General features: G+C 60.1%; 21 protein-coding genes. 12 read left to right on the top strand and 9 right to left on the bottom strand.

Annotated elements, in window-relative coordinates; translation table 11 throughout:
- Window positions 1-558, bottom strand: coding sequence for a helix-turn-helix domain-containing protein (locus P5706_RS20880; protein WP_285681467.1), 558 nt, complete (start codon window positions 556-558; stop codon window positions 1-3).
- Window positions 559-1720: 1162 nt separating this feature from the next.
- Here P5706_RS20880 and P5706_RS20875 point away from each other — a divergent pair.
- Window positions 1721-2179, top strand: coding sequence for an REP-associated tyrosine transposase (locus P5706_RS20875; RefSeq protein ID WP_200434118.1), 459 nt, complete (start codon window positions 1721-1723; stop codon window positions 2177-2179).
- A 221-nt stretch (window positions 2180-2400) separates the two neighbouring features.
- The gene (locus P5706_RS20870) at window positions 2401-2709 is read left to right on the top strand and encodes an RcnB family protein (protein WP_200434110.1); all 309 of its coding nucleotides are present in this window, start codon (window positions 2401-2403) and stop codon (window positions 2707-2709) included.
- Between the two features lie 119 nt (window positions 2710-2828).
- Here the strand turns inward: P5706_RS20870 and P5706_RS20865 are convergent, their stop codons facing one another.
- From P5706_RS20865 to P5706_RS20855, 3 genes are all read right to left on the bottom strand, one after another.
- Entirely contained in the window at window positions 2829-3101 is a 273-nt protein-coding gene (locus tag P5706_RS20865) for a DUF1652 domain-containing protein (RefSeq protein ID WP_200434111.1), read from the bottom strand.
- Between the two features lie 14 nt (window positions 3102-3115).
- Window positions 3116-3367: a CsbD family protein gene (locus tag P5706_RS20860; protein ID WP_285681464.1), complete on the bottom strand. Its 252-nt coding sequence runs from the start codon at window positions 3365-3367 to the stop codon at window positions 3116-3118.
- 132 nt (window positions 3368-3499) lie between these two features.
- Window positions 3500-4996: a PAS domain S-box protein gene (locus tag P5706_RS20855; protein WP_285681461.1), complete on the bottom strand. Its 1497-nt coding sequence runs from the start codon at window positions 4994-4996 to the stop codon at window positions 3500-3502.
- A 171-nt stretch (window positions 4997-5167) separates the two neighbouring features.
- Here P5706_RS20855 and P5706_RS20850 point away from each other — a divergent pair, with 171 nt between their 5' ends.
- The 8 genes from P5706_RS20850 (at window position 5168) to P5706_RS20815 (ending at window position 15236) form a co-directional block, all read left to right on the top strand.
- Window positions 5168-6136 (top strand): hypothetical protein, encoded by a 969-nt coding sequence (locus P5706_RS20850; RefSeq protein WP_065911365.1) that lies wholly within the window; start codon window positions 5168-5170, stop codon window positions 6134-6136.
- A 123-nt stretch (window positions 6137-6259) separates the two neighbouring features.
- On the top strand, window positions 6260-6880 hold the full coding sequence (locus tag P5706_RS20845) for a transglycosylase SLT domain-containing protein (RefSeq protein WP_017138992.1): 621 nt from the start codon (window positions 6260-6262) through the stop codon (window positions 6878-6880).
- 99 nt (window positions 6881-6979) lie between these two features.
- Complete coding sequence (locus P5706_RS20840; protein WP_285681457.1) at window positions 6980-7324, top strand: FKBP-type peptidyl-prolyl cis-trans isomerase; 345 nt, start codon at window positions 6980-6982, stop codon at window positions 7322-7324.
- Window positions 7325-7337: 13 nt separating this feature from the next.
- Window positions 7338-7919, top strand: coding sequence for a GNAT family N-acetyltransferase (locus P5706_RS20835; RefSeq protein ID WP_285681455.1), 582 nt, complete (start codon window positions 7338-7340; stop codon window positions 7917-7919).
- A gap of 1480 nt (window positions 7920-9399) precedes the next feature.
- A complete protein-coding gene (locus P5706_RS20830) occupies window positions 9400-10116 on the top strand; it encodes an MgtC/SapB family protein (protein ID WP_200434049.1) in 717 nt (238 codons plus the stop codon).
- A gap of 282 nt (window positions 10117-10398) precedes the next feature.
- A complete protein-coding gene (locus P5706_RS20825) occupies window positions 10399-11046 on the top strand; it encodes a response regulator transcription factor (RefSeq protein ID WP_285681452.1) in 648 nt (215 codons plus the stop codon).
- Window positions 11047-11052: 6 nt separating this feature from the next.
- Window positions 11053-14679: a transporter substrate-binding domain-containing protein gene (locus P5706_RS20820; RefSeq protein WP_502945500.1), complete on the top strand. Its 3627-nt coding sequence runs from the start codon at window positions 11053-11055 to the stop codon at window positions 14677-14679.
- Window positions 14680-14813: 134 nt separating this feature from the next.
- A complete protein-coding gene (locus tag P5706_RS20815; RefSeq protein WP_200434052.1) occupies window positions 14814-15236 on the top strand; it encodes an ANTAR domain-containing protein in 423 nt (140 codons plus the stop codon).
- On the opposite strand, the gene dkgB is transcribed toward P5706_RS20815, so the two are convergent.
- Entirely contained in the window at window positions 15233-16051 is an 819-nt protein-coding gene (dkgB, locus tag P5706_RS20810) for a 2,5-didehydrogluconate reductase DkgB (RefSeq protein ID WP_285681448.1), read from the bottom strand. The genes P5706_RS20815 and dkgB overlap by 4 nt on opposite strands.
- A gap of 512 nt (window positions 16052-16563) precedes the next feature.
- Here dkgB and P5706_RS20805 point away from each other — a divergent pair.
- Window positions 16564-16959, top strand: a complete 396-nt coding sequence (locus P5706_RS20805; RefSeq protein WP_058420656.1) for a carboxymuconolactone decarboxylase family protein — start codon at window positions 16564-16566, stop codon at window positions 16957-16959.
- Window positions 16960-16965: 6 nt separating this feature from the next.
- Here P5706_RS20805 and P5706_RS20800 read toward each other — a convergent pair whose 3' ends face one another.
- Genes P5706_RS20800 through P5706_RS20785 form a run of 4 tightly spaced genes read right to left on the bottom strand, consistent with a single transcriptional unit; the run spans window position 16966 to window position 20970 of the window.
- Window positions 16966-17781 (bottom strand): PP2C family protein-serine/threonine phosphatase, encoded by an 816-nt coding sequence (locus tag P5706_RS20800; RefSeq protein WP_200434055.1) that lies wholly within the window; start codon window positions 17779-17781, stop codon window positions 16966-16968.
- Window positions 17778-19202, bottom strand: coding sequence for a serine/threonine-protein kinase (locus P5706_RS20795; RefSeq protein WP_285681445.1), 1425 nt, complete (start codon window positions 19200-19202; stop codon window positions 17778-17780). The genes P5706_RS20800 and P5706_RS20795 overlap by 4 nt, the downstream gene beginning before the upstream one ends.
- A gap of 10 nt (window positions 19203-19212) precedes the next feature.
- Complete coding sequence (locus P5706_RS20790; protein ID WP_200434057.1) at window positions 19213-20091, bottom strand: Tll0287-like and HAMP domain-containing protein; 879 nt, start codon at window positions 20089-20091, stop codon at window positions 19213-19215.
- Window positions 20092-20121: 30 nt separating this feature from the next.
- On the bottom strand, window positions 20122-20970 hold the full coding sequence (locus P5706_RS20785) for a FecR family protein (RefSeq protein WP_285681444.1): 849 nt from the start codon (window positions 20968-20970) through the stop codon (window positions 20122-20124).
- Window positions 20971-21243: 273 nt separating this feature from the next.
- On the opposite strand from P5706_RS20785, the gene P5706_RS20780 reads away from it, so the two are divergent.
- Window positions 21244-21942, top strand: a complete 699-nt coding sequence (locus P5706_RS20780) for a hypothetical protein (protein WP_200434059.1) — start codon at window positions 21244-21246, stop codon at window positions 21940-21942.
- Window positions 21943-21978 lie beyond the last annotated feature (36 nt).

Here is a 21978-nt window from a genome sequence, read left to right as displayed (position 1 = left end):
CTAGTTGTAAACCCACAATACGCGGGCGGGCAGATCAGTCAGGTTGGCGTAGCGGCAATGGGCAAAACTGGCCAGGTGGAAGCTGTCGCCGGGGCCGAGGGTGACCGGGTCAGTCTCACCTTCAACCCACAGCGTCAACTCGCCCTCCAGCACAAAACCGGCCTGCTCGGCGCGGTCGCTCATGGTCTGCTCGCCGCTGTTGGCACCGGGCGCCAACAGGCTGTCGAGCATCGAAAAGGCGCCGTGCATGCTTGGCGAAACCAGAACGTCGGTGATGCCGTTGGCGTAATACACCGTGCGCCGCTCATTGGGGCGCGTGACCCAGTCGACGGCCTTGGGTTTGGGCAGGCTGTAAAAGTAGGTGGTGGGCACATCGAGGGCGTGGCTGATGGCAGTGAGATCGGCCACGGTAGGGCGCGACAAGCCGCGTTCGACTTGAGACAAAAAGCCCACCGAGCGCTCGATTTTTTGCGCGAGTTGGGCGAGGGTGAGTTTCTTGTGCTTGCGCAGATCGTGGATGAGCACGGCCAGGGCGTCGAGTTCTTGTTGTTGATTCATGAAATTTATGTCGAGAAATTTCATGAAAAATTACAGGATTTATTTCACGCTGGCAATGGATGTGGCACAGCTTCTGTGGCGAGGGAGCTTGCTCCCGCTGGGCAGCGAAGCGGCCCCAATCGACCCACCGCGTTGGTTCAGGTGGTACTCGGCCAGCCTTTTTGGGGCTGCTGCGCAGCCCAGCGGGAGCAAGCTCCCTCGCCACAGGGGCGCGTGACATATTGGGAAACTCAATGGCCCAGGCGAGTGGCAAAGTGTGTTTCATCAGGGCCCACACGCTGCCTAAGCTTTTGTGGCGAGGGAGCTTGCTCCCGCTGGGCAGCGAAGCGGCCCCAATCGATTCACCGCGTTCCTTCAGGTATTACTTGACCAGCCTTTTTGGGGCTGCTGCGCAGCCCAGCGGGAGCAAGCTCCCTCGCCACAGGGGCGCGTGACATATTGGGAGACTCAATGGCCCAGGCGAGTGGCAAAGTGTGTTTCATCAGGGCACACACGCAGCCTAAGCTTTTGTGGCGAGGGAGCTTGCTCCCGCTGGGCTGCGAAGCGGCCCCAATCGACCCACCGCGTTGGTTCATGTGGTACTCGGCCAGCCTTTTTGGGGCTGCTGCGCAGCCCAGCGGGAGCAAGCTCCCTCGCCACAGGGGGGCGTGACATATTCGGAAACTCAATGGCCCAGGCGAGTGGCAAAGTGTGTTTCATCAGGGCACACCCGCTGCCTAAGCTTTTGTGGCGAGGGAGCTTGCTCCGCTGGGCAGCGAAGCGGCCCGATCGACCCACCGCGTTGGTTCAGGTGGTACTCGGCCAGCCTTTTTGGGGCTGCTGCGCAGCCCAGCGGGAGCAAGCTCCCTCGCCACAGGGGCGCGTGACATATTGGGAAACTCAATGGCCTAGGCGAGTGGCAAAGTGTGTTTCATCAGGGCACACCCGCTGCCTAAGCTTTTGTGGCGAGGGAGCTTGCTCCCGCTGGGCAGCGAAGCGGCCCCAATCGACCCACCGCGTTGGTTCAGGTGGTACTCGGCCAGCCTTTTTGGGGCCGCTGCGCAGCCCAGCGGGAGCAAGCTCCCTCGCCACAGGGGGGACATATTGGGAAACTGAATTGAACGGAGGTATTGCTGTGGATTGCTAGATTGAATGGATCATTCATTCAATCGGGGGCAAAGGATTGCTTCAGAAACCCAATTCTCATCTATTGCGACGTGGTCGTTATTCCGAGGCGGGCCGAGCTTATTTGGTAACTGCCGTGGTTTATCAGCGCCGCCCGGTGTTTGCCAATTTTCGCTTGGGGCGGTTGTTAGTGGCAGAGTTCAAACAGGCTCATGACCTCGAACTGGTCAATTCTTTGGCTTGGGTCATCATGCCAGACCATTTTCATTGGTTGTTTGAACTAAGAACCGCAACGTTGCCACAAGTGGTGAAGCGGGTGAAGTCGCGCAGCACGTTGACCATCAATCGAGCCTGCCATGCACGGGGCGCTTTCTGGCAAAGCGGATACCATGATCGTGCGGCGCGCGCCGAGGAGGATCTTATTAAGATCGCACGCTACATCATTGGCAACCCACTGCGAGCGGGACTGGTGGAACATATCGGCGATTATCCGCTCTGGGACGCAGCCTGGTTATAGGCTCAGAGCCCTTGTGGCGAGGGAGCTTGCTCCCGCTGGGCAGCGAAGCGGCCCCAATCGATCCATCGCGTTCGTTCAGGTATGACTTGGCCAGCCTTTTTGGGGCTGCTGCGCAGCCCAGCGGGAGCAAGCTCCCTCGCCACAGGAAAGATACAAACTTGAATGATTCCATGCGCCTGCGGTCGGAACCTGGGTACGCATCATTCATTGAAGGAGCACCCATGAAGTCCAAGACTTTTGCCGCTTGCCTGCTGCTCACCGCTGGCCTGTCCACCGCCAGCTTTGTCGTGCAGGCCGGTGATACACCCCAGGAAACCGTGCAGCCTTCGAGCATCAATACGCGGGATCTGAAAGAAGGTGATCGCGCCCCGGATATCCTGATGCGCAAGGAATCAGCGGTCAGCGATTGGAAAAAACGCGGCCTCAAGCAGCCGGAGGCGGACAGCCAATGGGCGCGGGTGGGTGACAAGTTTGTGCTGCTCAAAACCACCAACGGCACCATTCTCGAGATCACCCCCGTCAAGCGATAACCGCTCTGTTTTCCTCGCGCCTGCGTTGAGGTAAGCGGCCACAGCGGTCGCGTTACCTCACCCATCACTTTGGCCTCGACGTCACCCAGGTCGGCTTGGATATCAGCCTGCTTTCCTATTCATTGTGGCGTTGTTGAAGGCAAATCATCCAGCGTGAGCTTGCCGACGTTGTTGCTTTGCAGTTCGTAGCGCAACTCTTCAACCATCTTGGCCACTTCTTGCGCGGTTTGCAGACGGTTGGTGCTGATGCCTGTCACCACCAGATCAACTCGGCCGGTTTCGGCGTCGTAGACCTTGAGGGTCAGGGACGCGTCCCGGCACAGGGTGAACTCGCAGGTCAGCGGTGACAAACCTTCTTCGATGCAATTGCGCAATTGAGAGAGGGTAAACATGGGCCTCTGCCTCCTCAACGACGACGCAGCAACAGGCCCATCAGCAGTCCGATACCGGCGACGACAGCCACGGTAGTCAGAGGTTTGTTTTTGGCGAAATCACCGACAGTCTCCAGCGCGTCGCCGTACGTTTGCTGCAGTTGACCTGCGGCCTGACGCGCCACACCTTCAGCGTGTAATTGTTCATCGCCGGTGAGGTCGCCGATAAAGCCCTGGGCCTTGCCGGCAACCTTTTCTACGGCGCCTTTGACTTGTTCGCTTTTCATCGTGCTTTCCTTGGAAGAGATCAAACCATTACGGCGCGGGACCAAAGGCCCTGCGCCCACTCCTCAAGGTTAAGCAGCATGCACCCGTGCAATAAGGCGAATTTGCACTGGTCGCACTAGTGCATTTGCACTCTACGGTTTGCTTTTGACGCGCAGTTCGCCGGCAAACAAGCCACGCTCCCTGGCCCATACAATGGCCGCGCTGCGGCTGTGCACACCGAGTTTGGAGTACACCGTGGCCACATGGTTACGCACGGTGTTGGGTGCAAGCTTCAGGCGCGAGGCAATCTCCTTGTCGGCCAGGCCTTCGCAGATCAAACCCAGTACATCACGCTCACGGGCGGTGAGGTCGGTGAAGGCCACGTTCGGCAGGTTGGGGCTGTTGACGCTCTTGGCGTTGGCCAGTTTTTCGATCAGGGTCTGGCTGAACCAGGAGGCGTCCTGCATCACTTCCTCGATGGCCGCCACCAGTTCCAGCTCCGAGCGTTTGCGTTCGGTGATGTTCATCAGCACCAGCAGGTAGCAGGGCACGTCCTCGATGATCACCGTGTCGGCGGAGACCACACAGTCGATCACCTCTTTACCTTTTTTGCGCACCTTGAGGTCCTGGCCTTCGAGGTTGCCGGCCTTCTCCAGGGTGGCGAACAACTGCGCTGCAGCCGGGGCGCTGTCGATGAAGTTGATGTCCTCAATGTTTTTGCCGATCAGTTCTTCGCTCGTGTAGCCGGTGATGCTCATGAACGCTTCGTTGATGTCCACCACTTGCCGGTTGGCGGCGTTGCACACCAGGGTCGGCACCGGCGTCAGGCGAAAAGATTTGGCGAACCGTTCTTCGCTCTGGCGCAGGGCGGTTTCTGCCTTGCGCCGTGGCTCAAGGTCGGTAAAGGAAAACAGCATGCAGTCTTCTTCGTTCATGTCCAACGGCTGCCCGGCGACGATCACCAGTTTGCTGCCGCCTTCGGGCAGGCGCAGTTCGGCCTGCATCTGCGGGATGGTTGCGCCTTCGCCCAAGCGCTGGATGGCCAGATCCTTGCGTTCGGCCTGTTCCAGCACGTCCAGTTCATACACGGATTTGCCGATGACCTGGTCGCGGTTGTAGCCGGTCATCTCCAAAAAGCCCTGGTTGACCTTGATGTAGCGCAGGTCGCTGAGGCGACAGATCACCGCAGGCGCCGGGTTGGCGTTGAAGGTTTTTTCGAAGCGCTGCTCGGCGCTGGCCCATTCGGTGGCGTCGCTGAGGATCAGCACCAACAGCTCCGGCTCGCCGTGGGCGTCCGTCAGCACCAGGCTGCGCAAGCGGTGGACCCAACTGCGGTCCTCGTCGGCGGCAGGGGTGACTTCCACCACCACATCGCTGAATTCTTCACCGGCTGCGATTCGGCTGAGCGGGTAGTTGTCCAGCGGCAAGGGATGGTTGTTGCGATAGCGCAAGGCGAAGCGCTTGGCGTATTGCTCGGTATTGGCGCCGAGCTGCTCGACCTCACTGACCCCGTGCATGGTCAGCGCGGCTTCGTTGGCCCACAGAATGGTCTGGTCGACTTCGGCCAGGATCACACCGTCCGATAACCCGGAGATGATCTGCTGCAATTGGCGGCGGTTGGTTTCTTTGGCAAGAACGTCCTGGGTCATGGTCTCTCCGGGGATGGGCGCATGAAGGTTACGACACCCAGGCCTCAGGATAGTGCACACAGAGTTCCCGTTGCGGGGTGCGAATGCACCAGATGCTCTGGTGCATTTGAGCGGGGACGGCCGGCAACGGTCTCGCCAGACTGATACGGTCAACCACTCAAAGGATTAATCATGACAACTGTCTATGAAACCAACCGTTCACCATTTCGCGTGTCCTGGAGCTCTGTGCTGGCCGGTAGTGCAATTGCCCTGGTGACCTACCTGGTACTCAGCGTGCTGGGCACGGCCATCGGCGCCAGTGCAGTCAACCCGATGGAAGCGGGCAACCCCCTGAGCGGCTTCGGCACCGGCGCCGGGATCTGGCTGTTTGTCTCGACCCTGGTGGCGGTCGGCCTCGGCGCCTTTGTGGCCGGGCGCACTGCACCGGACCGTGGCGGCTTGCACGGCCTATTGACCTGGACCTTCACCACCTTGCTCACCACCTGGCTGCTGGCTGGCCTGGCCGCCAGCGTGGTCGGCACCGCCGGTAACGTAGTAGGCAAAGGTTTGTCCGCCGCCGGCAGTGGTATCGCCGCTGCTGCGCCTGGGATCGGCAACAGCATCAAGCAGCAGTTGAACGAGCAGGGCATCCAACTGGACTGGAACAGCCTGCAAGGCCAACTCGACACCTTGCTCAAGCAAAGCGGCAAGCCTGAATTGGACCCGGCCAACGTCGAGCAGAAAACCGACCAGGCCGCCGCTGACGGCAAGCAATCGGCCAAGGACGCCGCGACCAACCCTGCACAGGCCGGTGATGAGTTGAAGCAGTGGTTCGAACGCGTCAAAGCCTCCGGCGAGCCTGCGTTGAATGCAGCGGATAAAGACGCGCTGGTCAACATCGTGGCCGCCCGTACCGGCAAGAGCAAAGCCGAAGCCACGCAGATCGTCGACAACTATGCCCAGGCTTACCAGCAAGCCATGCAGAAGGTCGATGAGCTCAAGCAGCAAGCCGAACAGAAAGCCCGTGAAGCCGGTGAAGTAGCGGCTAAACAGCTGTCCCGCGCAGCCTGGAGCACCTTGGCGATGTTGCTGTTGGGCGCAGCCTTGAGCTTCTTTGTGGGGCGTACCGCGCTGACCACGCGTCGCGTGCCGTTGGCTTAAGCAGAGCATGTGCGGCATGGACGCCGCCAGCTCCCACCGATTATGGAGTGAACTCGCTACCCCCTGCGCTCGAATGAATGCGTAAAATACCGGCTTTTTACGTGTATCACGCAAAGGTGCCCCTTGAGCGCAGGCAAAGCTGTCGGACTGTTATTACTCACCTCCCTGTTGGCGGCGTGCGGTACTTCGCCGCCACGCACGCCAAACGACATCTGCGGCATCTTCCGTGAAAAAGACGACTGGTACGATGCCGCCAAGGTCACGCAAAAGCGCTGGGGCGTGCCGATCCAGGTGCCGTTCGCGATCATGTATCAAGAGTCGGGCTTTCGCCAGGATGCCAAGACCCCGCGCAAATACCTGCTATGGATCATCCCCTGGGGGCGCGTGTCGACCGCCGAAGGCTATTCCCAGGCCAAGGATGAAGTGTGGAACGACTACCGCAAGAGCACCGGCCGCAGCGGTGCGAGCCGTCAGGATTTCGATGACTCCATCGACTTTGTGGGTTGGTACATGGACAAGACCTACACCATCAACGGCGTCTACAAATACGATGCCTACGGCCAATACCTGAACTACCACGAAGGCTGGGGCGGCTATCGCCAACGTACCTATGCGGCCAAAGCCTGGCTGCCGCCGGTGGCGAGCAAGGTGCAGGCGCGCTCGCAGATGTATGCGGCGCAATATGCGCGCTGCAAGGATGATTTGGGCCGAGGTTTCTGGAGCCGGTTCTGGCATTGGCTGTAATGAACGCTTGGCTGATCGTTCCCTTGCTACAAAGGGTGCACTTGCCAAGCTCACCCAATTCTGGGAAAACCCAGCCTTTATGCAGCCTACGAGAGCCCCATGAGCAACGACGAACTCCAGATCACCGACACCCGCCAGGGCACCGGCAAAACCGTGGTCAAGGGCGCGCTGATCACCACCCAATATACCGGCACCCTCGAAGACGGCACCGTGTTCGATTCGTCCTGGGAGCGCGGTAAACCGTTCCAGTGCGTGATCGGCACCGGGCGCGTAATCAAGGGCTGGGATCAAGGCTTGATGGGCATGCAGGTCGGTGGCGTGCGCACACTGTTTGTACCGGCGCACCTGGCCTATGGCGAGCGTTCGATGGGCGCGCATATCACGCCCAACAGCAATCTGCGCTTTGAAATTGAGTTGCTGGAAGTGCTGACGCGGGACGATTAAAGGGGAAATAAACATGGAAGTTGGTTGCTCACTCGAAGGTATTCGGGTGGTTGAACTGCACGGCGGCGACGCGGGTGAGCTGCAGTGTTTTTTTGAACAGGCACCCGAATATTTCATCGCGGTCAATGGTGAACCGGCCACACCGACCGAAGCGCACGAAGAGTTACAGGGTCAGTTGCCGGCAGGTTGGCGTTGCAGCCGGATGTACTGGCTGGGTTATCGCGATACGCAGGACCAACTGGCCGCCGTCGTGAACATCGCGGCCGACTTGCTGGCCGTCGGCGTGTGGCATATCGGTTTGCTACTGGTGCATACACGCCTGCATGGCACCGGGTTTGCGCGACAATTGCATGCCGATCTTGAAGCGTGGGCGGTGAGCAACGGTGCCCAGTGGCTGCGGTTGACGGTGGTTTTCGGCAATACCAAGGCCGAGCGCTTCTGGCCCACGCTTGGGTATGTGCAGGTGCGCACGCGTGAAGGCATCAGGATGGGACGCCAGGTGAATAGGGTGTCGATCCAGATCAAGCCGCTGGCAGGTGGGCAGATGGACGAGTACTTGAAGCAGGTTGAGCGGGATCGGCCCGATATGCCGTAATAGCGGATGTGCATAGCGGTTGTGGGAGTTGGTTTGCTTGCGAAAGCGGGAGGTTTATTGCTTGACACTCCGCTATCGCAGTATGGGGATCTACACAACGTTAACGGGCTGGCGGTCGGGGTGTATATCCGTTGCTGCGGTAATGGCTGAGTAGGGTTCCGCTCTTACAGCGGGTCACTTTTGTAAAGACACAAAAGTAACCAAAAAGTCTTCGCCCCAACACTCGGTGCCTCGCTATGGCTCGGCATGCCCGCAATCCGACAGTGATTTGGGGGGCCGCCGCGATGGGCCATCCTTGGCCCAGCGCGGCTAAACCGGCATCCCTGCCGGTTTACCCCCCAAATCCCTGTCAGATTCCGGCCATCGTGTTTAACGGGGCGATTTCAGATCAAGATCACGATCAAAAGCGCAGATCAAAAGACCGCTGACTTCGTCATCGAAAAGGATGTAAGAGCCAGAGCAACAGCAACAGCAACAGCAACAGCAACAGCAACAGCAGAGCCATACTCGGTCAAAGGTGGGAGCTGGCTTGCCTGCGATGGCATCAACTCGGTGTGCCTGATGTACCGAGGTGTCTGCATCGCAGGCAAGCCAGCTCCCACAGAAAAGCAGCTCTTCAGTGTATGCAAATCCGCTTTTGCTTTTGATTCAACCACTCAGGTCGGCTTTCAGGCCGCCGTGCTGTAGATTTTGATCTTGATCTGCTTTTGATCTGAGACGCCCCGTTAACCACGCTGGCCGAACGCAGGCTTGAATCCGTGGGTAACCCGGCAGGACGCCGGGTTAGCCGCGCTGGGCCAAGGATGGCCCATCGCGGCGGCCCACGGATTCAAGCCGGAGTGAGGGCATGCCGAGCCTAGGCGAGGCACCGAGTGGTGGGGCGAAGACCTTTTGGTTACTTTTGGGGCGTTTGCCAAAAGTGACCCGCTGTAAGAGCGGAACCAATAGAAGCCGTTACCGCAGCAACGGATATGTACACCGACAAACCGCCACAGCAGCCAAGCCAACCCCCACAGTTGACCTTCGTCGTGTCCAAAAACCAGTTCCTGAACTCACCCTGAACAATCCACCCAAACGCCATCGGTAAATTTTCCTACGGTTTACTCCCTCGAAAACGCGGCGTAAACTCCGCGCGTTTTCATCAATAGCGGAGACCCTCAGTGGGTACTTGTTCGAGTGACAGTCGTCGGCCGGTTTCGGTAACCGGCACAAACTTGGCAAGGTAACGCGCATTTTTCCTGATGCCGTTGTCTCGCCTCAAAAAGCGAGAAGCGGCATTCCGGCAGCGGCCAGTCCTGGCACCTGCCTGCATCCCTCTCATCGACGCTGACCAGCACCTCAAATCACTTGGGATGCTACGGACGCGCCTGCCGTTTACGGTGGGCGGGCCAAGCTGACTGTGCCGTAACAACGGGCGCGGTGCAGCCGGTCATACCTGCACGAAGGTTTCTGGCATGCGCAGCAGTCATGGAGAATTTTTATGCAGGCAATCAACAACATCAACCTCAACTCTTTGGTCGACACCGTGGTCAGCCTCACCGCGGCGTTTATCCTCGGTGGTTTGATCGGCTTTGAGCGCCAGTACCGCCAACGCACGGCGGGCTTGCGCACTAACGTGCTGGTGGCGGTGGGCGCGGCGATTTTTGTCGATATGGCCAACCGCCTGGGAGGCGCCGAAGGTGCGGTGCGAGTGGTCGCGTACGTGGTTTCGGGCATCGGCTTTTTGGGCGCCGGCGTGATCATGCGTGAAGAAGGCAACGTGCGTGGTCTCAACACCGCCGCCACGCTCTGGGCATCGGCGGCGGTGGGAGCCTGTGCAGGGGCCGACCTGATCCTTGAAGCGCTGTTGGGAACCCTGTTTGTGCTGGCGGCCAACACCTTGCTGCGGCCGATCGTCAATAACATCAACCGCCAGCCATTGGACGTGGTGTCGGCGGAGGTCACCAACATCCTCTATGTCATCGCCCGGCGCAGCCAGCAACAGGCGGTGATGGTGATGCTGGAAGCCGAGCTTGCGCGCTGCAACTACCCGGCCAGTGACGTTGACGTGCGGCCGTTCGGCAGCGAAGAAGTGGAGATCGAGGCGACCCTGGCGGCAACTTCGGTCGATGGCGACGAACTGGACGCGCTGGTGGCGCGCATTTCCACCTCGACCCTGGTGGTACAGGCGTTCTGGAGCCCGAGTACCACCGATTAGCAAGCGCTTGCACAGGCTTTCCTGCGAGGAAAAGTCCTACATATGAATGGGATTACCCCTTCGGTCAAAACGTTATTTCGTTGTTAAGGTTGCGCACTTGCAGCCAGCCGGCGGTAACGGTTTAGCGATACGTGCTTGGCATGTTTTCGATCGAAAGGGACCAGGTTTGGCCTGGTTATCCGCCTGAGTGAAGGCCGTACCGCTGGTCGGAACTGTTATTTCTCACAGGTACCTGTATCCCATGTGCTGTGTAAGGGTGCTTATTCTTCTCAGGGTAGATATATGATCAAAGCGTCAGGTAGTGGGAACAAAGCACTAATTGTGGATGACCATCCGTTCATCCGCGCAACTGTCAGGCATTTGCTGAAGGCCGAAGGGTTCACTGATATCGATGAAGCCGGTACAGGCGCGGATGCTCTCCAGAAGGTGAGAGAGGGGCGCCCCGCCTTGATCATTCTCGACCTTGCCATTCCAAAACTGGGTGGGCTGGAAGTGATTAGCCGGGTCAAGGCGCTGGGCGTGCCGTGCAAGATTCTGGTACTGACGTCGTTCCTGCCGGAGTTTTTTTCCACGCGGTGCATGCGTGCCGGTGCCATGGGCTTTGTCGCCAAGACTGGGGAACTTGAGGAGCTGCAAAAAGCGATCAGGGCGGTGATGTCCAACTACAACTGCTTCCCCAGCCTGCCGAGCAGTTCGGTACGCCGTGATGATTTGCAGGCGACCGAGCACGAGTTGGTGCAGTTGCTTTCGGATCGCGAAGTGGCCGTGCTGAGGATGCTGGCGCTGGGTTTCAACAACAACAAAATCGCTGCAGATATGCTGCTGAGCCACAAGACCATCAGCACCTACAAGACCCGGCTCAAGGAGAAGCTGCGCATGACGTCTGTGGTGCACATGGCCAAGTTTGCCCAGCGTAATCACCTGATCTGATTGCCGATGATCCTTGCCCAGGTTCGGTGGTTGCTCATGGCGTTGTCGATGAGCCTGCTGCCGATGTTCGCTGTTGCCCTTGATGAGCCTCACACCTTGCGGTTGTTGGGGCATTCAAGCCTTGATAGGAATAGCCCGCCTGTGGTGCTGGGCGAAGCTGACTGGCACTGGCTGCGTGAGCGGCGCACCCTGTTGATGGGGGTTTCCGCGCCGGATTACGGGCCTTTCGAACTGACCAACAACAACGACGAACTGGAAGGCGTGACGGCCGACTATGCAAAGCTGCTCGCCCAGGCGCTGAATGTCAGCGTTGAAGTGCGCCGCTATGACACCCGTGATGAGGTGATCGAGGCGCTCAAGCAGGGCGCCATCGACTTCCTCGGTTCCGCCAACGGGTTTGAAGCCGGGGACCCGCAACTCGTCCTGTCGCGCTCCTATGCCAATGATCAACCGGTTCTGGTCACACGTACCGGTGATACCCAATCCCTGAGTGTCGACCTGGCCGGCAAGCGTGTGGCGATGCTTTATCACTACATGCCGCCCGATGTGGTCGAGGCTTTTTACCCCAAGGCCCATGTGGCGCTGTTTGCGTCGGTGTTCGAAGCCATCGGCGCCGTGGCCTTTGGTCGCGCCGATGTCTACCTCGGAGATGCCATCAGCGCGCACTACCAGATCAACCGCAACCACCTCAATAATGTACAACTGGCGGATTTTTCCACCTTGGAGTCCAACGCGTTCGCGTTTGCAGTGTCCCGTGACAATATCCGCATGCTGCGCATTATCAACAGCGCACTGAGGTCGATCCCGGGTAACCAGCAGCTGGATATAGTGCGCCGTTGGAGTGCGGGCGATCTTGGTGTTTTGGGGGCCGAGCGGCTGCACCTGAGTACCAGCGAACAACGCTGGCTGGAAAAACACCCGCGTGTGAGGGTGGTGGCGTCCGACCAGATGCTGCCGTTGGCATCCTTCACGGCGAAGGGGCGATCAGAGGGTTTGAGTGCCGACGTTCTGACTCGGATCAGCCTGCGCACCGGCTTGAAGTTCGATGTGGTCCCAGGCGGCTCGATGCCCCAGCAAATCGAAACGGTCCGTTCGGGCCGGGCGGACATGATGGCGGTGGTTTCCCCCAGCATAGAGGGCTCTGATCAGGTGCGCTTTACAAGGCCGTACCTGACCAATCCGCTGGTGCTGGTCACCCGCAGCGACGACCCAGGCATCATGACGTTGGAGAATATGCTGGGCAAGCGCCTGGCGCTGCCCAGCGGCAACGTACTGCGTGAGATCATCAACCGTGACTATCCCGGTATCCACTTCGTTGAGGCGAAGAACCCTAAGGATGCGATGGCCCTGGTGGCCAGCGGCGGCGCCGAGGGTGCCGTCAGTTCATTGATCTATGCGCGTTACCTGATCGCCTTTGAGTACCGCGACCGTTTGCAAGTGACCAGCACCGTCGGCTCTGAACCCGTGCGTATGACCTTCGGCGTCAACCGGGGGCAGTTGGAGCTGTACTCGATACTGGACAAGGCGTTGCTGAGCATCCCGCCTCAGGAAATGGATGAGCTGGTCAGCCAATGGCGCACCGATGTCATCATCGAAGACCAGTGGCTACGCCATCGCAGTGCGATTATCCAAGGGTTCGGCCTGGCGGCGGTATTGCTGCTGATTACGCTGGGATGGGCGATTTACCTGCGCAGCCTGATCCGTAAGCGGGCTCAGGCTGAACGGGCGTTGAGCGACCAGATGCGTTTTATGGGGGTGCTGATCGACGGTACACCGCACCCGATCTACGTGCGTGATCGCCAGGGCCGGCTGATGGCTTGTAACAGCGCTTACCTGGATGTGTTTGGCTTCAAGCTTGAAGCGGTGATCGGCAAGACAGTGATCGAGACCGACACCGGCAACCCGCCGCAGGCCCAGTCTTACCATGAGGATTACTTGCGGTTGATGGAGCGGGGCGAACCGCAGATTCATGATCGAGTGCTCAGGTTGCCCGCGGGCAAGGTATTGACCATCTACCACTGGATGCTGCCGTACCGTGACGGCGACGAAAATGTCGTCGGCATGATTGCCGGTTGGGTCGATGTGAGTGAGCGCCAGCGGCTGCTGGGCCAGTTGCAGGAGGCCAAGGAAGACGCCGACGCCGCCAACCGCGCCAAGACCACATTCCTGGCGACCATGAGCCACGAAATTCGCACCCCCATGAATGCGGTGATCGGCATGATCGAACTGGCGCTGGCCAACGCCGAACAGGGGCGTGCCGACCGCGATGCCCTGGAAGTGGCCTCGGTGGCCTCCCACGGCATGCTGGAGCTGATCGGCGACATTCTGGATATTGCCCGAATCGAGTCCGGCCATTTGTCTTTGGCCCTTGAGCCGGCCAATCTGCATGAACTGTTGACGTCGGTGGCACGGGTGTTCGAAGGGTTGGCGCGCGCGAAGGGCCTGGCGCTGCAAGTCGAGCTTGACCCGCAGATGGATTGTGCGGTGTTGATCGATCCGTTGCGATTCAAGCAGGTGGTGTCCAACCTGCTGAGCAATGCCATCAAGTTTACCGACCAGGGCCGAGTGCGCTTGGGTGGGCACTGTGGGTTGGCAGCGAACCCCGGCCAATTGAACCTCACCTTATGGGTAGAAGACACCGGCATAGGCATCAGTGCCGAGGACCAGCAGCGGCTGTTCAACCCGTTTATCCAGGGCAGCAATACCGAGCAGTCGGCGCGCAGTGGCTCGGGCCTGGGCCTGGTGATCAGCCGCACACTGTGCGAAATGATGGCGGGCAAGCTGCAGTTGAGCAGTACGCTGGGGCAGGGCACACGGATAGACGTGGCACTCACCTTGGCTACGACAGCGGCAATAGCGCACGAGGTTTTGGCCACACCGGCAGCCATTCAGCCCGTGCGCGTGTTGGACATTTTGGTGGTGGATGACTACCCGGCCAATCGCCTGTTGCTGGCTCGGCAGTTGAGCTTTCTGGGGCATCGCATCATCACGGCCGAAGACGGCGCCCAAGGCTTTGAATGCTGGCAAACCCACCGGCCGGATGTGGTCATCACCGATTGCAACATGCCCCACAAGGATGGCTATGCCTTGGCGCGTGAGATCCGCGCGCAAGAGCGTGAGCAAGGGTTGCATGCCTGCCTGCTGCTGGGCTTTACCGCCAATGCCCAGCCGGAAGAAACCGAGCGCTGCCGGCAGGCGGGCATGGATGGCTGCCTGTTCAAGCCAGCTGGGCTTGAGGATTTGCGCTCAGCGCTGGGCGCCTATGCGCTCAACCCGGGTTCAACCGCCGCTGAGCCGGGGTTTGATTTGAGGGCGCTGACCGTGGTGACGGGGGATGATCGCGCGGCGCTCAAGGAGCTGCTGAGCGCCTTGCTCGACAGCCTGGAGGTAGACCGCGCGATGCTGGCGTCGCTGCAACGCCAGCACCGTTTTGGTGAGTTGCACGACCTTGCACACCGCGTCAAAGGAGGGGCGCGCATGGTCAAGGCCGAGGCATTGATCGCCAGTTGCGAAACGCTCGAAGCGATATGTGAACGCCAGGAGCGCAGCGCATTGGCCGCCGCCGTTGCAGCGATAGACGTGGCGATCGGTGATTTGCATCAGCACATGGGTGACTATTACAAGCAGGCCTGATGGCAGTTGAGGGGCATTCGGTGGATTTGGGAGAACTCCTACATGAAGCGGGAACATGCCTGATTTTGTATTCGGCATATGTCTGGAAAATGGACCGGGCTCACTGACGAGCGCTGCCATCCCAGGGGTTCGCCATGCCGAACAAAGCACTGACTATCCTGATTGCCGATGAACAACACCTGCAACGACTGCACATCGAAAAAATGCTCAATCGGTTGGGTTACCACCGGATTGTGCCGGTGCAAACCTATCAAGAAGTGCAGATACTGACCGCAATTCCGGCCGAACCCTTCGACGTGTTGATCATCAATGCGGGGCTGGCGGCGCAGGCTTGCGGGCCGCAGCCCCAGGTGCGGCATGTGCTGCTCTATGACCATCAGGACCTGGGCCAGCCGGCGGGTACGAAGCCTGCGGTGCTGGTGCGATTGCCGGGTATACCGGACAACGTCAACCTCGAACACTTCATGGACATCATCGACCCACCCGAGGCCACGGCGGGCCTGCGGGTGTTGCCATGGCTGCGGGAATTATCGCGCAAACCGCTGGCCGGGGTTTAGTCCCACTTCGGCGCGATGCTCTTTGGGCTGGTCAAACGGTGGCCACGCTCCAGGGCGGCAATCTGCGCCATGTCGGCGGCGCTCAGGGTCAGTTGCAGGGCCTTTAGATTGCTTTGCAGGTTGGCACGTTTGGTCGACGATGGGATGACCGCGTAACCCAACTGCATGGCCCAGGCCAGGGCCACTTGCGCCGGCGTGGCTTGATGGCGCTCGGCGATCTGCTGGAGCACCGGGTCTTTGAGCACTTCGCCGTAGGCCAGGGTCATGTACGAGGTGATCTGGATGCCATGGGCGGTGGCGAAATCCACCACCTTCTGGTTTTGCAGGTAGGGGTGCAGCTCGATCTGGTTGGTGGCGATGTTCTCGGCACCCACCGCAGCGATTGCCTGCTTCATCAGGTCAATGGTGAAGTTGGAAATACCGATCTGGCGGGTCAGACCCAGGCGCTTGGCTTCCAGCAACTGGCCCATGAACTCGGCGACTGGCACTTGATCTTCCGGCGATGGCCAGTGGATCAGGGTCAGGTCGAGGTAATCGGTTTTGAGTTTGCGCAGGCTTTCGCGCAGGCTCGGGATCAACTGGCCTTCGGCGAAATTGGCGATCCAGATCTTGCTGGTAATAAACAGCTCATCACGTGCAACGTCGCTGGCGGCAATGGCTTGGCCGACCTCGGCTTCGTTCTCGTAGATCTGCGCGGTGTCGATGACGCGGTAGCCCAGTTCCAGGCCGGTGCTTACGGAGTCAATCACCACCTGGCCTTGCAGGCGGAAGGTGCCGAGGCCGAAGGCGGGGACGTTTTGGGTAGGGATAGACATCAGTAACTCCAGAAGGGGTGTGAACAATGGAGTCGAGTATCCGCGCGTCGTTCACTCGGAAAAACCGCCCATTGCGAAAAGGACTCTTAACTACAAGTCACGAATACCCCCAAGCGCTGTATGTGCGGCTTGTTGTGGCAGCCCGCTTACTGTGGTGATTAGGGTTGTTGTGGCGAGCGGGCTTGCCCCGCGTTGGGGCGCGAAGCGCCCCCAAAACCAGGCGACACGGTATTGTCTGGATTAACGCGGTGGTCTTAGTGGGGCTGCTACGCAGCCCAACGCGGGGCAAGCCCGCTCGCCACAGTAAGCCCGTTAGCCACAGCAAGCCCGCTCCACACAGTAAGCCTGTCCACTCCAGGGGCGTAATGGTTTTTAACCTCGCTGCCCACATTCGGCACTACATGATGGATAAAGGGAATGTCGAGCATGCGGTTCCCGCTTACAGGCTTCACTTGCCAACGATAGGCGCGACGCGGTATTCCAGAATGCTTTATGCCAGCCTTGGAACGACCATGACCCAACACCTCACCGAATACGCCGACGCCAGCCCTGAAGTGCGTGCGGTCTACGACGACATCATGCAAACGCGCAAGGTCGACCAGGTGAACAACTTCTGGAAATGCCTGGCCGCCCACCCGCCGACGTTGCGCCGCACCTGGGAAAGCCTCAAGGAAATCATGGCGCCGGGAGCACTCGACCCGTTGACCAAGGAGCTGCTGTATGTGGCGGTCAGCGTGACCAACAATTGCCCGTACTGCATTGCCTCCCACACCGCCGCCGCACGCAAGGCCGGTATGACCGACGAGATGTTTGGTGAATTGCAGGCCGTGGTCGGCATGGCCAACGAGACCAACCGCCTGGCCACCGGCTACCGCGTGCCGGTGGACGATATGTTCAAGTGGCCGTAAACACGCTCAGCGGTCGAACCAGGCCAGCAGCACCGTGACGTTATCGCGCCCGGCGTATTCGCGGGTGAGGTCTACCAGCCGTTGGCACGCGGTATCCAGCGTGTCGCGGCGGGCCAGGCTCAGCACTTGGACCATCTCCTGGTGCGGCACGCAACCGTGCAGGCCATCGCTGCACAGCATCAGCAGGTCGCCCGGCTGTGCCGGTTGCACACGCACTTGCGGCTCAACCTTGGGCCCTGGGCCAATGGCTTGCAGCAGCAGGTTGCGCGCCGGCAGTCGGTCGACCTTGCCGGCTTCGAGGGCTTGCTGGTACCAGGTCTGGTCGCGGGTCAGCAGGCTCAGCTCGCCGTCGCGATAGCGGTACAAGCGGCTGTCGCCCACATGAAACACCAACAGCGGCCCATCGGGTTGCGGGCGCCACACGCCGGTGAGGGTGGTGCCCATGCCACTGCCTTCGCTCATATGGCGCGCCACATTCTGTTGGTAGACGCATTGGTTCACGTGGTCGATGGCAGTGTGCAGCCTGCCCGCGGCTTGCATGGTCGGGTCCGACCATGTGGCGTCCGGGTCGCTGTCGATGCGCGAGGGTACGGCGGCAGGTGCCTTAAGGGCCAGGCGCAGGCTGATCAACGCCTGTGCGCTGGCCAGTGCACCGGCTTCGTGGCCGCCCATGCCATCGGCCACGGCCAGCAGCCCGAGGGCGGATTCCACGAGAAAGTTATCTTCATTACTCTGGCGCACCGAACCCACATCACTGATCCCGTAAGCAATTGCCGAGGCCAGACAATGGGGCCCGCAGGCACTGAGTGGGGCGTCGGTCATGGCAGGGGCTCAAAGCTTTGGAGGAATGCCAGGCGCTGGGCCTCGCTCTCGATATGCGCAGCCAGCAGGTGCAGGAACGGCGGGTGCTGGGCGGTGGCGCGCAGGGCGCGGCTGACCACGATGCGGGCGATAGGGCCGATCAACACGGCCAGACGACGTTCGGCCAGTTGCGCCAATTGCGCATCGACCTGTGCCGGTGTGCTTTCAGTTACCGCGGTGGGCGGCTCTAAGGTCGTAGGTTCTTTGAGGGGCGCGGCTGTGGGCGGGTTGAGCCGCTGGAACAATGACTGGCTGGCGCTGGCGAACTGCTCGCGCCCGCGTTCGGAAGGTATATGCGGCAACAGCGCCGCGCATATCGCGTCGAAGTCATCGGCGCCAGTGAGGCTCTTGCGCACCAGAAAGCGCGCCAGTGGCCCGATCTGATGGGACAGCAGCGACTCCAGTTCAGGCATCACCGCCAGCTTCCAGGGCGTCAGGGTTTCCACCGCCTCGGTCATCACGCCCGGGGCGGTTGGCAAGTGATTGACGCCACTGCTCAGCGGCTGGTTCGGGCGCATCAGTACGGTGCGGTCGTCGTCGATCTCGGCGTTGATCCAGGTGCCGGTGGTGGTGCCGAGCAAGGCCTCCAGGTCCTCGAGAAACGCTTGGGCCGACGGGTAGCGTTCGGCCGGGCGCTTGGCCAGGGCGCGCGCGATCACGGCATCGAGTGCCGGGTCGAGCGCCAGGTTCAGGCTCGACGGCGCCACCGGGGTCTGGTTGAGGATCTGTTGCATGACCATGGTCGCGGAGCCGGAGAACGGGCGCTCGCCCGTCAACAGTTGATACAGCACGATGCCGGCGGAGAACACGTCGGAGCGGCCGTCGATCAATTCACCGCAGAATTGTTCCGGCGACATGTAGCTGGGTGTACCGATCATCGAACCGGTCTGGGTGAGCGTCGAGGAGTCGAGGCGAGCCACGCCAAAATCGGTGACCTTGACCTGGCCCTCGGCGGTGATCAACAAGTTGGCCGGCTTGATATCGCGGTGTACCACCCCTTTGGAATGCGCATAGTCGAGCGCCGACAACAATTGGCGCATCCAGCCGAGGCTGTGGTTCAGGTCGCGCGGTGTCTGGGCCGCGAGCACGGTATTAAGCGGCGTGCCTTCGACGAATTCCATGGCGATGTAGGCCGAGCCTTCGTCTTCGCCATAGTCGTACACACCGACGATATTGGGATGCATCAGCCGGCCGGCGGCCTGGGCTTCGTTCTTGAAGCGGCTGACCAATTCGGCGTGCTGGCTGTCGCCAAACAGCTCCTTGCGGATGGTCTTGAGCGCCACGGTACGCGCGATATTCGGGTCGAATGCCTTGTACACCGTGCCCATGGCGCCTTTGCCCAGCACGCTGTCGATGCGGTACTTGCCCAGTTGTTCAAGCATGATCGCGGACCTATTCCTCAAGCATCTTCATGGCACTGACCAGACTGGTGCGCATACGACCGAAGGATTGGCCCAGGCGCGCCAGTTCATCCTTGCCGCTGATGTCCATCTCTGGCACATCGGTTTCTCCCAGGCTGACGCGGTCGGCCAGCGCCGACATTTGCCGCAGGCGACGGGTGACGAACAGGTGCACGGCCACGTTCAAGGCCACGAACAGCACCGCGAAAATGCCCAGCATCGACAGCATATAGCTGTGCAGTAAGCTCCTGGCGCGTTGCAACGGCAGGTCGAGCGGCACCGTGACCAACTGCGCGCCAATGGTGTCATTGAGTTTCCAGCCGAACCCATTCACCGCACCATAGATGTCGACCATGGTTTTCGGCGCCGCGTCCGGGGTGCTGTGGCACGCCAGGCAGGCGCCGTCCTTGATCTGGATCGGCCGCGCGATGTACAGCGACGCGCCCTTGTCGTCGCTGCGCTCGCCAACCATCTCCGCACTTTGCGGTTGGCTGCGCAGGGTGTTGATCAGGGATTTCTCCCAGTCATCGGCCAGGTCGCGCGGGTTGGTCGGGTTGAGCGTGGCTTCCTTGTAGGCGTAGTCCGGGTAGGACTTGAGCAATTCCTGCAGGTGCGAAATGGCGGCGAAGTCCGGCACCGACTGTGGCAGGAACTGGAATTTCAGGCGGTTCTCCAGCAGCGGCACAATCTGCTCGGCAGTGTAGGTGCTGGCCGCAGACGCCGAGCGCATCAGCATGCGCGCGGTCTCCAGGGTTTCCCGGCGCGCGCTCTGTTGCAGCATGTAATTAGTGGACAGGCTGGTGGCGATAAAACCGACGATAAACACCGCCAGGAACACCACGTTGAATTTAACCGCGAGCGACAATTTCATAAGAACCTTTGGGCAACAGCGTGGTGAGGATCAGTGCGCATTTTTGCGCCGTTCCAGGCGCAGCAGTTCCAGTTCCCATGCCAGCACGCCGCCACGGTTGGTTTTCACTGCCTGCACGAACGCAGGGTCGTTCAGGCGCGGGGCAAAGCGGCTGGCAAGCATCTGCTGGCTGAGGTTGAGCGGGCTGACCACCCAGGGCGCAATGTCGTCGTAATTAACCTCTCGCTCTTTCTTCGGCTCCTGAGCCTTGGGGGTTTTCTTGCCCAGGGGCACCAATGGGTCGAGAAACTGCGGGGGCAGGGCGTCGATAAACGCTTGTTCAGGGCGCGCAACGATCTTCAGTGGGGCGTCGCCTTCGCGCTGGGCGAAATCTTCGTGGCCCAAGGTGACATTGCGATCAGCCTTGCCGTGGTTGTCGATTTCACTGATGACTTGGCTGCCGTCCTCGACAAAGATTTCGGTCTGGCGCTTGCCCACGTGAATCACGCTGGCGCTGTTGGTCAAGCTGAAGGCCAGGGCGCCGGTGGTCACCGCAAGGTTGGCGTGGCTGTTGCCGGCGACCGGTTGCAGTTTCAGCCAGCCATTGAGCAGGTTGATCTGCGCCGCCTTGCTATTGGTGGCGATAAGGATGCGCGTGTCTGGCCCCAGTGCCAGGGTGGCTGCATTAAGGCCTTCGATCTGAATGCCGGCGGCACCGGTTTGCAGGATGTCGCCACCTTGCAGCCGCGTGCCTGGCCCCACCGTGTACAGCGTGGTGGCGCGAATCAGCTTCAGCGGTTTTTCCGCGTAGGCAATCACGGCAATGTTGGTGGGTGCAGCCAATACCAGCGGTAACTGGAACAGGCTGGCGAGCAATAGGGCTATCGAAAGTTTCTTCACGGGGGCGCCATCTGTCGAGCACTGGGGTCAGGCACCGATGCTGTGGTTACAGCCGGTGTTCGTGCGTGCGCAAGGCATCGCAGGGCCGAAGGCTAACGGCTGAATGGGTGTAGGACGAAGACAATTATCTGCATGGAAAACGCCGAATTCGATTAAGCGAAATCATGGAATAAAGCCGCGGGCACGGGTGTTCTTCTCATGGTTTCGCGTGATTCGAATGGCGTTTGCAGGGATTGGCTTTGCGTCTACATCTTCCATCTGCCTGGAGCCTTTATGACTACCCACTGCATGAACGCGTTTTCGTCGACCAAGACCTTCCTGCAACAGAATTTCATGACCGCCAAGCGTATCCCCTCAGGGTTAGTGGCCGGCTTGAACGTGTTCGACGTCAACGATCACAAGGCCGGCGGCTATCGCCTGGCCACCTTGGACAAGCCGGGCGAACACGGCAAGGTCGAGCGCCCCCTGATGGGACACTGGGTGCCCCAGGGCAGTTTTTGCGATATCCCGGCCAACCCCGGCGCGACCGGGTATGTGTTTACCCCGGACTTCAGTGGCTGCTCAATCCTGATCGACCATATCGACGATACCACCTACCGGGTATTCCACGTGCAGGGCGGCAGTGACTACCTGAACAAGGAATACCTCAGCCGTTTTGATGGGCACGGGTTGGGTTTCGCCACGGCCATGACCTTTGACGATTATGGCGAGGATGCCTACCCACGGGGCTTTGCCTTTATGAAATTCGAGGAAGGGCGCTGGTGGATTTATTTCCAGCGCCAGAACGGTGTGGGGCTGAACTTTGCCTACGGCAAGTTCCAAATGAACGGTGCGCAAACCGTGCGTGGCGGCGGGCGCATACCGGTGCCGAACCTCAAGCGCGAGTCACCGCGCCATGGTGTGGTGCACAGCGGTAAAGCGCTGCCAATGCCGGCCAGCCAACGTGCGCAACTCAAGGTTGAAGTCTGGTAAACCCAGGGTTTTTACCCGACTTGAAAAATAGTCGGG

Origin of the sequence: Pseudomonas sp. ChxA, assembly GCF_030263855.1 — a bacterium.
In the GTDB taxonomy this organism is placed as follows: Bacteria; Pseudomonadota; Gammaproteobacteria; order Pseudomonadales; family Pseudomonadaceae; genus Aquipseudomonas; species Aquipseudomonas fluorescens_CB.
This window is presented reverse-complemented; position numbering and strand designations above follow the sequence as displayed.

What these genes read in the sequence shown, in the direction of transcription:
- P5706_RS20880 (WP_285681467.1), bottom strand. Translation starts at nt 558, where the DNA reads ATGAATCAACAACAAGAACTCGACGCCCTGGCCGTGCTCATCCACGAT.
- P5706_RS20870 (WP_200434110.1), top strand. Translation starts at nt 2,401, where the DNA reads ATGAAGTCCAAGACTTTTGCCGCTTGCCTGCTGCTCACCGCTGGCCTG.
- P5706_RS20865 (WP_200434111.1), bottom strand. Translation starts at nt 3,101, where the DNA reads ATGTTTACCCTCTCTCAATTGCGCAATTGCATCGAAGAAGGTTTGTCA.
- P5706_RS20860 (WP_285681464.1), bottom strand. Translation starts at nt 3,367, where the DNA reads ATGAAAAGCGAACAAGTCAAAGGCGCCGTAGAAAAGGTTGCCGGCAAG.
- P5706_RS20855 (WP_285681461.1), bottom strand. Translation starts at nt 4,996, where the DNA reads ATGACCCAGGACGTTCTTGCCAAAGAAACCAACCGCCGCCAATTGCAG.
- P5706_RS20850 (WP_065911365.1), top strand. Translation starts at nt 5,168, where the DNA reads ATGACAACTGTCTATGAAACCAACCGTTCACCATTTCGCGTGTCCTGG.
- P5706_RS20840 (WP_285681457.1), top strand. Translation starts at nt 6,980, where the DNA reads ATGAGCAACGACGAACTCCAGATCACCGACACCCGCCAGGGCACCGGC.
- P5706_RS20835 (WP_285681455.1), top strand. Translation starts at nt 7,338, where the DNA reads ATGGAAGTTGGTTGCTCACTCGAAGGTATTCGGGTGGTTGAACTGCAC.
- P5706_RS20830 (WP_200434049.1), top strand. Translation starts at nt 9,400, where the DNA reads ATGCAGGCAATCAACAACATCAACCTCAACTCTTTGGTCGACACCGTG.
- P5706_RS20825 (WP_285681452.1), top strand. Translation starts at nt 10,399, where the DNA reads ATGATCAAAGCGTCAGGTAGTGGGAACAAAGCACTAATTGTGGATGAC.
- P5706_RS20820 (WP_502945500.1), top strand. Translation starts at nt 11,053, where the DNA reads ATGATCCTTGCCCAGGTTCGGTGGTTGCTCATGGCGTTGTCGATGAGC.
- P5706_RS20815 (WP_200434052.1), top strand. Translation starts at nt 14,814, where the DNA reads ATGCCGAACAAAGCACTGACTATCCTGATTGCCGATGAACAACACCTG.
- dkgB (WP_285681448.1), bottom strand. Translation starts at nt 16,051, where the DNA reads ATGTCTATCCCTACCCAAAACGTCCCCGCCTTCGGCCTCGGCACCTTC.
- P5706_RS20805 (WP_058420656.1), top strand. Translation starts at nt 16,564, where the DNA reads ATGACCCAACACCTCACCGAATACGCCGACGCCAGCCCTGAAGTGCGT.
- P5706_RS20800 (WP_200434055.1), bottom strand. Translation starts at nt 17,781, where the DNA reads ATGACCGACGCCCCACTCAGTGCCTGCGGGCCCCATTGTCTGGCCTCG.
- P5706_RS20795 (WP_285681445.1), bottom strand. Translation starts at nt 19,202, where the DNA reads ATGCTTGAACAACTGGGCAAGTACCGCATCGACAGCGTGCTGGGCAAA.
- P5706_RS20790 (WP_200434057.1), bottom strand. Translation starts at nt 20,091, where the DNA reads ATGAAATTGTCGCTCGCGGTTAAATTCAACGTGGTGTTCCTGGCGGTG.
- P5706_RS20780 (WP_200434059.1), top strand. Translation starts at nt 21,244, where the DNA reads ATGACTACCCACTGCATGAACGCGTTTTCGTCGACCAAGACCTTCCTG.